Genomic DNA, 11,036 nt, shown 5'->3' with positions numbered 1-11,036 from the left:
ACGACCCTGGTGCTGATTCTTGCGCAGTTCCGGGCCGTGAAAAAACTCTCGGGTGCGCTCGTATTGGGCAACTATTTGCTGCTGTTGTTTTTGGCTACCAACGGCGCTGTTTCAGTCATTGCGAGGATCATCGAGATTGGTCCGGCTATTTTTTACTTTGCTCTGGGCACGGTGTTCATCCATGGCGTGATCATCTTCGGCGTCGGCATTATGCTCAAGATCGACTCGACCGTGATCGCTATCGCCTCGCAGGCAAACATAGGGGGAGCGTCTTCGGCCATGGCAATAGCGGGAGCAAGGGGCGTGCCTAATTTGATATTGCCAGGAATTGCAGTGGGTTTGCTGGGTACTGCGCTTGGGAATTATGTGGGTTTGTTACTTGCAAACGGCATGGAGGTTCTTATTTCAAACAGCTTGCATTCTTCGCCCTGAGCGCTTTAATGGGGTGACGTCACATAACAAATATAAGTGAGGACACACCATGGCTGAAGCAGCCTTAGCAATCATTTCCACCGACGTGCCAGACCCCGGCTCATTGCCTCTGGATACATTGGATGTCGCCCGCGCTGAGATTTTTCAGGCCAACGCCCACGGCGAGTATTTCCGCCGTCTCCGTCGAGAGGCGCCGGTGCACTTTTGTCCTGAGAGTCAGTTTGGACCCTACTGGTCCATTACCAAATACAAGGACATCATGGCGGTGGATACCGATCACACGCGCTTTTCCTCGGAGCGTGACATTGTCATCGGCGATCAGCCTCAGGGTTTTGCCCCCCCTATGTTTATCGCCATGGATAATCCCAAACATGATGTGCAGCGCAAAACGGTGCAGCCCGCGGTGGCGCCACAGCGACTCAATGAACTGCAGGACCTTATTCGTCAGCGTGTTGTAACAATCCTCGACAGCCTTCCGGTGGGAGAGGAGTTCGACTGGGTGGAGCGGGTGTCCAAAGAGCTGACTACGCAAATGCTCGCCACGCTCTTTGATTTCCCCTTCGAAGATCGACATTTGCTGCCTTACTGGTCTGATGTCACGACCACCTCTGAGACCGTGGGCATCGACGTGGATATGAACGAGCGTCAGCGGGTGCTGGGAGAGTGCCTGGAATATTTCAGCCGCCTCTGGCGAGAGCGCGCCGCGCAGCCAGTGAAGTTTGACTTTATTTCGTTGCTGGCCCACGGAGAAGACACGAAGGACATGATTGATAATCCCGAGGAATTTCTTGGGAACCTGATGCTGCTTATCGTCGGTGGTAATGACACGACGCGAAACTCCATATCTGCAGGCGTGGTGGAGCTCAACCGTAACCCTGATGAGTACGCAAAATTGCGGGCGAATTCGGATTTAGTCACGAACATGGTGTCAGAGATTATTCGCTTTCAGACCCCTCTGGGGCATATGCGGCGCACGGCGTTGGAGGACATCGAGTTTCGGGGGCAGCATATTAAAAAGGGCGACCGGGTCGTGATGTGGTATGTGTCCGGGAATCGCGATGAAGAAGTCATCGACCGGCCTGACGAGTTTTTGATTGATCGTGAGAATGCTCGGCAGCATCTGTCCTTTGGATTTGGCATTCATCGCTGCATGGGTAATCGGGTTGGCGAAATGCAGTTGCGTATTCTCTGGGAAGAGATACTCAAGCGCTTTGATCGCGTTGAGTTAGTCGGCGAGCCTGAGCGCGTACTGTCTAACTTTGTTATGGGTTACTCAAAGGTACCCGTGGTACTGCACGCAAAGGCTTAAGCGCGTATGGCGGATTTATTCGAGATTTCCTCGGGTGTCATTGATGGGCGGGCCGATCTGGAGCAATCGGGGCCTCTGAATCGTATCAACCACGAGTTGTCAGAACTCACCGAAGACACCGCGATGGTCGAGGCCTTCTCTCACTGTATCTTGTTCAAAACCGACGAGGGATTGGTGGCCTTCGATACCTCCAATGAGCAGGGCGGCAAACGCTGTGTAGATGCAATCCGTCACTGGACGGACGATCCCTTCCATTCAGTCGTGTTTACCCACGGGCATATTGATCACGTCGGCGGTTGCGGGGCTTTTTGTGGCGAAGCGCTGAGGCCGAGCATAGTCGCCCATGAAAATGTGCTGAAACGCTTTGAGCGCTACCGCCTGACCAACGGCTATAACCATGTGATTAACGAACGTCAGTTCGGGCAGTTTAAACGTCGTGGTTACGATCTGGCCGGTGACGCGCAGTTCTTGCCGACCACAACCCCGGAGCCGGATCAAACCTATGATCACGCTCATACTTTGATAGCCGGAGATACGCGCTTTGAGCTGCGCCACGCCAAAGGGGAGACCGACGACCATACCTGGGCCTGGGTGCCTTCCCGGCGTGCGATTTGTGCCGGCGACTTTTTTATCTGGGCCTTTCCCAATGCGGGTAACCCCCAGAAGGCGCAGCGCTACCCCAGAGAGTGGGCGCAGGCGCTGCGCGATATGGCAACGATGGACGCAGAGCTGTTTCTCCCTGCCCATGGTCTGCCGATTTGTGGCAAGGAGCGAATTGCGACTGTGCTGGATGATGTCGCCAGCGCCCTCGAATATTTGGTCGATGAGACCCTTGCACTCATGAATGCCGGCGCCAGACTCAGCGACATCATCCACAGCATCAAGATACCGGGCTCACTCACAGACAAGCCCTGGCTTGCGCCCACCTATGACGAGCCCGAGTTCGTTATCCGCAATCTATGGAGACTGTATGGCGGCTGGTACGACGGCAATCCGGCTAACCTGAAGCCCGCCCCGGATAGTCGACTGGCTCAGGAGCTGTCCGCCCTTGCTGGCGGCGCTCAAAAACTGGCCAACCGCGCGTTGGAACTCACGGATTCGGATATCCGCAGTGCCTGTCACCTGGTGGAGATGGCGAGTCTTGCAGAACCTGAAAGCGCAGACATTCATGCCATGCGCGCAGAGGTCTACCAGCGACGCAGGGCAGGCGAGACCTCGTTGATGGCCAAGGGGATATACGGGTCGGCGGCCAATGAGTCCAAGAGTCGATTGAAGACGGAATAGGGCGGCAGCGGTTTAATCCTAAGATAAGTGCAGCCATTAAAGTTACTGTTATGAGCCAGACAAAAGAACGAGACGCCGAGATAGGTCAGGATTTTTATCTTCAACTACGACGGATTACCGAGCGTCTGGCAAAGCGCCACGGGATCGAGCTGGATCGCGCAGCAGACTATTTGCTGGCAGGCTCTGTGTTCACCGCGGCAGATATCTATGAGGCAAGTATCGACGACACCGTCGAGGTGATTCGAGAAATTGCTGCGTCGGTGCAGGTTGATGAGTTTCCTGCGGAAACGCGGCACTGATGATATGGCGAGGGTCGAGAATTACCCCATGAATACGCCAACACCGGTGGCGCCCAGCAGCCCGAAAGTTGGCAGGATGCTTAATGCGAAACCCGGGCCGCGCTTTGCGGGGTCCTTCATATACGCCGTGGCGTAGATAAAGCGGCCTACCAGATAGATCACTCCCACCCCAGCGATCACAGAGTTTGGCCAATAGACACCCGCCAGCAGTAGCGCAGGTAAAAAGCAGACTAATTGCTCGAGGGTGTTCATCTGAACGCGGTAAGCCCTTTCGAACATCTCGTGACCAGAAGTGGCCGGCGCAGCTACGCCGTATTGCCCCCGGGCACGGCCCACCATGATGCCGAAGTAGAAAAACTGAAAGATGGCGATTACCGCCACCAGATGTACGTAGTTCATAGAGTTCCCCGATGTAGCCTTTAGGCGTTAGGTGCTGCCGGAGCATTTATCTATCGTGGATAGAGGGCATGCGACCCTGTGTATATCAGGCAGCACTGTGATAGATCTTCTGCACATCCTCCAGGTAGTCCAGCAAGTCGATGAGATTGTCCAGGACGGCCTGATCTTCATCGTTAAGTGGCGTCGTTAGCTGCGGCACAAACTGTATCTCATCCACCTCGAAGTCGGTTTCGCCATATTCATCGATGAGGGCCTGCCGCGCTTTGAAATACTCAGTCTGTGGTGTGAACACAGTAACTTTCCCGTCCTCGCTCTCAATATCGCTGACGTCGACGTCCGCCATCATCAACGCTTCGAGCACAGCCTCTTCGTCGCTGTGAGAGAAGACAAAAATGGCGCAGTGGTCGAAGAGGTGGCTGACGCTTCCGGTGTTGCCTAACTTGCATTTCGCTTTGTTAAAACACTGCCGCACATCACCGAAGGTGCGATTGGGGTTGTCCGTGAGGCAGTCCACGATGACCATGGTGCCGTTGGGACCAAAACCCTCGTAGCGCGCCAGCGCAAAATCTTCGCCGCCGGTGCCCTTGGCTTTGTCGATGGCCTTATCGATGACGTGGGTAGGGACCTGATCTTTCTTGGCGCGGTCAATAATGCTGCGCAGGGCCAGATTCCCCGCGGGGTCCAGGCCGCCAGACTTTGCCGACACGTAGATTTCGCGCGCGTACTTGCTGTACACCCGGGCTTTTTGGTCCGAGGTTTTGGCCATGGACTCTTTGCGATTTTGGTAGGCTCTTCCCATAGTCTTCAGTCAGTCTTTAGTTGAACTAGCTGCGAAAGATAAAGCTTTAGCGCCCTCGTATCCAGAGTCGGTTTTATTCTGGCGTTTTAGTGTCTATCGTAGGTTCGAGAGCTAAACGCATGCAAGGAGGAAATATGGGAAGCCAGCAATTGGTCGGTGCGGATTTGGACGACAAGCTTGAGAAGCTGAATTCAGGCTCTGGCGATGTCTGGCAACTAAATGAAGGCGGAAAACTTGAAAAAGAATTCAAGTTTGATGACTTCAATGCTGCCTGGGGATTCATGTCTCGAGTGGCGCTGTTTGCAGAGCGCAACGATCATCATCCAGAGTGGTTTAACGTTTACAACGCTGTCCGCGTCGAGCTGACAAGTCATGATGTGGGCGGCATTTCTGGCAAGGACATCGATATGGCGTTGTTTATGAACGAATGCTCGAACGCCTAACTCAGGCGCTCATCGAGGGACTAATCCACGGACAAGGCCTCTGGGCCTTCTGACGTGCCGGCCGGCGCTCGAGCCTTGTCGGCGACTAGTTCTGCATGGGGATTGAATCATCCCAGCGAAAGCCTATACCCCCAAACTGCCAGACGCCTTCCCCAAAAGGACTACGGTCGCTGATATCCAGGTATTGGGGCAAACCGTAGTCTGGCGCCAGCGGGCTGACGCCGCGGACGGTGCTGCGGTGCATGATACGCAGGCCCTGCTGCTCAGCGGAAAGGTGTGCCTGGGGAGCAGCGCGGTGCGCGACGGCAAGGTTGTCAATGAAAACACAGTCATTGGCTTCGTATTCGTAGGCAACGCTGTAGCCATTCTCCAGTCCCGCATTAAGAATATCGTTGTATTCATGACACAGCTGTCGGAGCTCGTCGGCATCCAGCAGTCGAAACGCCTGTTCATTGGCCTGTTTTTCGATCACGGCACCGGTCATGCCCAGATGCAGCCATAGACCTTGCTGTCCGCTCAGCGGATGGGTATGCACCGCCGGGTGAACCGCCCCGGAAGTGGAGTTCACCGATGACAGGCGTCGCCAGAATTCCTGCCGCGGCTTTGGGAGGGCTTCATAGGCAGCGCCCTGGTGCGCAAACCAGGTGCCGCCCCCCTGTTCCGCCGGTCGCACCATGTGATAGCCCGAGTGCGAGAACGTCGTGTCATTGAAGCTGCCGTCGTTGTGCCACTGTGGGCCCACGCCGGGTATGCCGTGGCGCGGGTCGTTCGAAAGGCGAAAAACATGTGGATTGCCCTGGGGAGTCGCGGGGTGAACGCCGTGAGTACTATGTAGCTCCCTGCCGCCCCACCAGCAGCTGGCGCTCAGAAAATCATCCACGCTCAGGGGCCTTGGGCTTTTGAAGGCGATGAAGCCACGCTGCGCCATCTCCAGTTCCAGCATGCGAAGAATGTCCTCTGGCGGCGATGCTTCCGATGCCAGATCGAGCCCCCGAACCACTGCGCCTATAGGCGCCAGGGGGGTGATGTCGACACCGGTTCGGGCAAGGGCCTGAGCCCTGTCGATGTTGATTGCCTCAATGGCTGACGTTTCAATATTCGTGGTGAAATTTGTGTAAGACATGCCCCGGACCCTAACGAATCGCGCTGAAAGATTAAAGCCGCCGTATGAGCATCTGTGATGCGTTGTGGACAGTGTTGGTCGCGGTGCGTACAGTAAAACAAGCTACTTAATGTCCTGCGAAAGCCTAGCGACTTTTAAAGAGGAAACGATGACCGAAGCCATTCGTGGCTCATTCACGGGAAAACTCAAGTTTCTTGCGGATCTCTCGGCACCATTGGTGTATGTCCCTTCAAAAGGTGGTGGTGACCAGACGGAGCATCAGGGTAATTTTTGCACGGAAGAGGTCGATATCCGCGATGCACGAAGTGATCTACCCGAGGCTTCCCTCGACCGTGAGGGTTTCGCGTTGGTGCCGTACGAGAGCGCGGTGAATGATTTTTACGATGACGATGAGCTGTTAAACACCTATCACGGCGAACTCGCGGCACTGCTAAAGCAAATCACTGGCGCGACCCGCGTTGAGGTATTCGACGATACGCGCCGAAGCTCTTCCAGCGCTCTGCAGCGCGAGCGAGGTATCCGCGAGCCAGCAAATATCGTGCACAACGATTACACGGCGGCATCGGGTCTTCGGCGACTGGCTGACTTCTTTGTTGACTCCCCCGAAGAGGCGCAGGCTCTGCAGCGAGAGCCCTTTGCCATTATCAATGCCTGGCGGTCTATCGCCGGCCCCGTCATGAATCATCCCCTGGTGCTTTGCGACGCGCAAACTGTGGGTAAAGACGACCTGGTCGCCATGGAGCGGCGCTCCGAGGAGCGTAGAGGCGAGCTCCAGGTAGCTCTTTACTCACCGGGCCAGCGGTGGTTTTACTACCCGGGTATGACCCGCAATGAGGTTCTGTTGTTCAAGACTTTTGATTCGGTACAGGACGGGCGCCCGCGCTTTACGCCGCATTCATCCGCAGTCGACCCGCGGGCTGCCGAAGGCTTGCCATCCCGGGAGAGTCTGGAGAGCCGCTGTCTGGTGTTTTTCTAGGGGACGCCCACGCCGCTGTCAGTTATCCGGCAAGCGTCGGTCAGTAAATCCAGATACGGATCAAGCCTGGTTCACGGTCACGCAGTGTTGCGGTTTGAAGAGTAAGATGGGACCTGTGAAACTGCATAATGTTCGGAAGTAAAAAAGTCAGAGGTATCGACTATTGAGAGCATCTTCGAAGACATCGGGACCGGACGCTCACAACATCAGTATGCAGGTTTTTGATGCTCTGTCGGTTGGCGTGGCTATTTACGAGCCTGTGGATGATGGCGATGATTTTCGCATTGTTTCCATGAACGCGGCAGCCCTTCGAATCAGTCAGGTAAAGGAAGCAGCCGTTTTGGGGCGTTTGCTGTCTGAGGCCTTTCCCGGCGCCATTGATGCGGGTGTTTTTGATGCTCTTTGTCGCGTACGGCGAAACGGAGAGCGCGAGTTTTTGCCGGCGATTCATTATGAGGATAGCGAGCGTCGCGGCTGGTACCGTAACGAGCTCTCCTGCCTGCCCGATGGCAATATCATGGCTGAGTATGTGGATGTCACCGACGATGTGGTGGCGCGCGCCAGCCTCGCCGAGAGTGAGACGCGTTACCAGTTGCTGACCGAGTCCATGGCCGACGGCATTTATGACTGGGATATCGTCACAGGCAAGATGTATTTTTCGCCGGCCTGGAAAGCTCAGTTGGGTTATGCGGACCACGAGTTTGAAAATGCGCTCGAGACTTGGGAGAGAATTCTTCACCCGGATCAGAGCGACGCCGTTTTAAGCGATCTTCAAGAGTTTATTAACAACGACATAGCGATTTGGGATCGGCAGTTTCAGCTTCGCCACAAGGCGGGGCACTATGTATGGATTCATTCGCGGGGAACCCCGCTTCGCGATCCAAACACCCACAAGGCGCATCGGCTTGTCGGGGTTCATATGGATATAGATCGCGAGAAAGCTCAGGAACAGGAGGTAGCTCGTCAAAGAAGCGTCACGGATGCACTCCTTAATGCAATGCCAGATTTGGTTTTTCTGGTGGATGATGAAAGTCGCATACTGTTTTACCAATCGGCCAATTCAGATGATCTTTACACAGCGCCCGAGGATTTTGTTGGGGAGCGTATGAGCGACGTTTTGCCTCCTGAAATCGGTCCAAAGGTCCAGGAGGCGCTGAGCAAGGCCGTCGTTACCCGCTCCCTCGTAACGCTGGAATACGCCCTCCCCATCAAGGGAGAGTCTCAGCAGTTTGAGTGCCGGATATCATCTACTGAGGAGGGTCGGGCTGCACTGATCGCACGAAATATTACGGCTCGGAAACACGCCGAAGAATCCCTTCAGGAGCGGCTGAAAGAACTCCGGGGGCTATACGAAATATATCATTGCACTCAGAGCGAGACCGATTTGGACACGCTGGCGCCAGTTGTAGCAAGGCAATTGGTCGCGTCTATGCAGTCCTCCCAGTCTGTCCTGTCGAAGGTGACAGTTGATAGCAGGGTTTGGGAAATGGGGGAGGGCAATGGCGATGGCGAAGTGCTGACTGCGCCGTTAGTTGCTGCGGGCAAGCGCCGGGGTTCGCTGGAAATCTCTTTTAATGCAGCCACAGCTCCTGTGGAGGAAGAAGCCGAGTTTTTAAAGGGCGCTGCTACCGCGCTAGGTCTTTGGTTGCAAAACAGTCAGTCCTGGAGTGAAGCAAGAATACTGGAAAAAATGTTGGGAAGCACAGATAGCCAGGTTGCGCTTGTTGATAGCAATTTTCGCTATGTCCTGGCCAATACAGCTTATGCTGACCGGCTCGGGCAAGAGCCGACCGACCTCGTTGGTCACAAACTCTCTGCGGTCTTGGGCGATGAATACGAAATCAGCGCTTTAGAAGGAAAACACGCCAAGGCGCTGGCGGGCGAGACAGTCCATTTTCAGGAGTGGCGAGACAGTCCTCAAGGGCCGTGTTATCTGGACATTGTTTATGCGCCATACCGGGATGCTGATGGCTTGCACGGGGTTGCGGTGAGCATCCATGACATTACGTCGCTGTACGAAGCTGAAGCCCAGCTGCGACGCGCTGCGCAGGCTTTTAGCTCTTCTGCAGAAGCGATCATTATGACGTCGGTTGATACGCTGATTATCGATGTTAATGAAGCGTTCACGCAGATCACCGGATATGAGCGCGATGACGCTTTGGGGCATTCGCTCCAAATGCTGCTATCAGATTTACACGCTCCACAGTTCTTTCAGGAGATGTTAAGCGTCATCGAGAGGGAAGGTCGCTGGCAGGGAGAAATCTGGAGTAATCATCGTAATGGTCGGGTATTTCCTTGTTGGATGACTATGTCTCAGGTGAAGAGCCCCCATGGCGAGAACGATGGTTATGTTGGTGTCCTGGCAGACATCACCATCATTAAGGAGAATGAGCAGCGCCTTGAGGTCCTTGCGCACCAGGATGCTCTCACGGGTCTGCCCAATCGAAACCAGCTTATTAGAAGCATGGACAGTCGCATTGGTCGTTCGGCGACGGAACACCAGCCTTTCATTGTGATGTTTATCGATCTTGATCAATTCAAGAACGTAAACGACACCCTGGGGCATAGTGCCGGCGACCGCTTACTCCGGGAAGCCAGTCAGCGACTCCAGCATCTGCTTAGAGATGAAGACCTGCTGGCGCGCCTGGGCGGCGATGAGTTCGTGGCGGTTTTGCCCGGTGTTCGAAGTCGTCAAAACGCGTCCATAATCGCAACAAAAATCATTGATGCATTGACTGCGCCGTTCTCAATTGATGGGCAGCGTGTTCAGGTGTCCGCGAGTATCGGCATCTGTTGCTATCCCGAGGATGGCAGCAGCAGCGAAACGCTTCTGCGCAACGCAGATACGGCAATGTACAAAGCTAAAGCAGCCGGCCGATCAACCTGGTGCGGTTATTCCCAGGAGATGACGGCTGAAGCGACACGGCACATGCTTCTTTCCGGGGCCCTGCGCGATGCCGTATCCGCAGGAGAGCTTGAACTTGTGTATCAACCGAAGTTCCACGTAGATTCCCTGGAGCTTAGCGGCTTTGAAGCGCTGTCTCGCTGGAACCATCCAGAGTTTGGCGCGATTCCGCCCAGTGAGTTTATAGTGATTGCAGAAAACAGCGGCTTGATTTCCGAGCTGGATAACCTGGTGCTTAGGGCGGTGTGCCGGCAAATCAAGCTTTGGCGCGGCGCCGGGCTTGAACCGCCCCCTGTCGCCGTGAACGTCAGCGGTAATTCCTTACAGCAGGTGACATTTTTTGAGTCCGTGTCGGAGGTCCTTCAAGCAGAGGCCATCAACGGAGACTGGCTTGGGCTGGAGCTAACCGAAACCGCTCTGTTACCCCGTCCGGAAGAGCAGTCCAGTGTTCTGGATGCGCTGCGGGAGCTTGGTCTGGGTATCGCCGTTGACGACTTTGGTACCGGCTATTCGTCTCTGTCGTATCTGCAGCAACTTCCGGTCACGCAGCTGAAGATTGACGCATCTTTCGTGCGCCATGTGGCGTCCAGCGACGACGCTGCCGCGATCGCAGAAACCATTATCGCTATGGCTCGGGCGTTAAAAGTGGGGATCGTTGCAGAGGGCGTGGAAACTGAGGAGCAGGCCGCGTTTCTGCGCGAGCGAGGTCCCATGCAGGTGCAGGGGTTTCTGTACAGTGAAGGCCTGCTTCCGGATGAAGCTGCCAAGCTACTCCGGAGCTAAGTTCCTGTGTGGATTAGAGCCAGCGACTAGTAGACTAGTTGATCGCTGTGCAGCACTGGACCTCTGTTTCCCTGTGATGCGTAGCTGAGCGTTAAACCGTCATTTTTTATAAGGGTGTAGTTATGCGGAAGTTTAAATTTTTAGTGGGTGCGGTGTTGCTTCTTGGACTTGCAGGTCTGTCGCAGGCTGAAGATAAAAAGGCTGTCTACGACTTAACTTCAGGTGATGGAGCAAAGATCGAATCTCGATTGCTTGGTGGTATTAAGCGTATTGCGGAGTACTAC

Annotated in this window: 10 protein-coding genes; 7 read left to right on the top strand and 3 right to left on the bottom strand. The window is 54.9% G+C overall.

What is annotated here, in order from left to right; genetic code table 11:
- From ACTG3T_RS06970 to ACTG3T_RS06955, 4 genes are all read left to right on the top strand, one after another.
- Positions 1-432 (top strand): DUF819 family protein (locus tag ACTG3T_RS06970; RefSeq protein ID WP_439101539.1); only part of this gene is annotated, 432 nt, incomplete at its 5' end.
- A gap of 49 nt (positions 433-481) precedes the next feature.
- On the top strand, positions 482-1,741 hold the full coding sequence (locus ACTG3T_RS06965; protein ID WP_439101538.1) for a cytochrome P450: 1,260 nt from the start codon (positions 482-484) through the stop codon (positions 1,739-1,741).
- A gap of 6 nt (positions 1,742-1,747) precedes the next feature.
- On the top strand, positions 1,748-3,025 hold the full coding sequence (locus ACTG3T_RS06960) for an alkyl sulfatase dimerization domain-containing protein (protein ID WP_439101537.1): 1,278 nt from the start codon (positions 1,748-1,750) through the stop codon (positions 3,023-3,025).
- Positions 3,026-3,075: 50 nt separating this feature from the next.
- Positions 3,076-3,324 carry a hypothetical protein gene (locus ACTG3T_RS06955; protein ID WP_439101536.1) on the top strand — a complete coding sequence of 83 codons (249 nt, stop codon included), beginning with the start codon at positions 3,076-3,078 and terminating at the stop codon, positions 3,322-3,324.
- Positions 3,325-3,345: 21 nt separating this feature from the next.
- On the opposite strand, the gene ACTG3T_RS06950 is transcribed toward ACTG3T_RS06955, so the two are convergent.
- Both ACTG3T_RS06950 and ACTG3T_RS06945 read right to left on the bottom strand, forming a co-directional pair.
- Positions 3,346-3,723: an MAPEG family protein gene (locus ACTG3T_RS06950; RefSeq protein WP_439101535.1), complete on the bottom strand. Its 378-nt coding sequence runs from the start codon at positions 3,721-3,723 to the stop codon at positions 3,346-3,348.
- A gap of 85 nt (positions 3,724-3,808) precedes the next feature.
- On the bottom strand, positions 3,809-4,522 hold the full coding sequence (locus ACTG3T_RS06945) for a YebC/PmpR family DNA-binding transcriptional regulator (RefSeq protein WP_439101534.1): 714 nt from the start codon (positions 4,520-4,522) through the stop codon (positions 3,809-3,811).
- A gap of 134 nt (positions 4,523-4,656) precedes the next feature.
- On the opposite strand from ACTG3T_RS06945, the gene ACTG3T_RS06940 reads away from it, so the two are divergent.
- Positions 4,657-4,965, top strand: a complete 309-nt coding sequence (locus ACTG3T_RS06940) for a 4a-hydroxytetrahydrobiopterin dehydratase (protein WP_439101533.1) — start codon at positions 4,657-4,659, stop codon at positions 4,963-4,965.
- 85 nt (positions 4,966-5,050) lie between these two features.
- Here ACTG3T_RS06940 and ACTG3T_RS06935 read toward each other — a convergent pair whose 3' ends face one another.
- Positions 5,051-6,088, bottom strand: a complete 1,038-nt coding sequence (locus ACTG3T_RS06935) for a TauD/TfdA dioxygenase family protein (protein ID WP_439101532.1) — start codon at positions 6,086-6,088, stop codon at positions 5,051-5,053.
- 148 nt (positions 6,089-6,236) lie between these two features.
- Here ACTG3T_RS06935 and ACTG3T_RS06930 point away from each other — a divergent pair, with 148 nt between their 5' ends.
- Positions 6,237-7,064, top strand: coding sequence for a CmcJ/NvfI family oxidoreductase (locus ACTG3T_RS06930; protein WP_439101531.1), 828 nt, complete (start codon positions 6,237-6,239; stop codon positions 7,062-7,064).
- 163 nt (positions 7,065-7,227) lie between these two features.
- Positions 7,228-10,752, top strand: a complete 3,525-nt coding sequence (locus ACTG3T_RS06925; protein ID WP_439101530.1) for an EAL domain-containing protein — start codon at positions 7,228-7,230, stop codon at positions 10,750-10,752.
- Positions 10,753-11,036 lie beyond the last annotated feature (284 nt).

It is taken from the genome of Congregibacter sp. (assembly GCF_965660375.1).
Lineage (GTDB): Bacteria > Pseudomonadota > Gammaproteobacteria > Pseudomonadales > Halieaceae > Congregibacter.
This window is presented reverse-complemented; position numbering and strand designations above follow the sequence as displayed.

What these genes read in the sequence shown, in the direction of transcription:
- ACTG3T_RS06965 (WP_439101538.1), top strand. Translation starts at nt 482, where the DNA reads ATGGCTGAAGCAGCCTTAGCAATCATTTCCACCGACGTGCCAGACCCC.
- ACTG3T_RS06960 (WP_439101537.1), top strand. Translation starts at nt 1,748, where the DNA reads ATGGCGGATTTATTCGAGATTTCCTCGGGTGTCATTGATGGGCGGGCC.
- ACTG3T_RS06955 (WP_439101536.1), top strand. Translation starts at nt 3,076, where the DNA reads ATGAGCCAGACAAAAGAACGAGACGCCGAGATAGGTCAGGATTTTTAT.
- ACTG3T_RS06950 (WP_439101535.1), bottom strand. Translation starts at nt 3,723, where the DNA reads ATGAACTACGTACATCTGGTGGCGGTAATCGCCATCTTTCAGTTTTTC.
- ACTG3T_RS06945 (WP_439101534.1), bottom strand. Translation starts at nt 4,522, where the DNA reads ATGGGAAGAGCCTACCAAAATCGCAAAGAGTCCATGGCCAAAACCTCG.
- ACTG3T_RS06940 (WP_439101533.1), top strand. Translation starts at nt 4,657, where the DNA reads ATGGGAAGCCAGCAATTGGTCGGTGCGGATTTGGACGACAAGCTTGAG.
- ACTG3T_RS06935 (WP_439101532.1), bottom strand. Translation starts at nt 6,088, where the DNA reads ATGTCTTACACAAATTTCACCACGAATATTGAAACGTCAGCCATTGAG.
- ACTG3T_RS06930 (WP_439101531.1), top strand. Translation starts at nt 6,237, where the DNA reads ATGACCGAAGCCATTCGTGGCTCATTCACGGGAAAACTCAAGTTTCTT.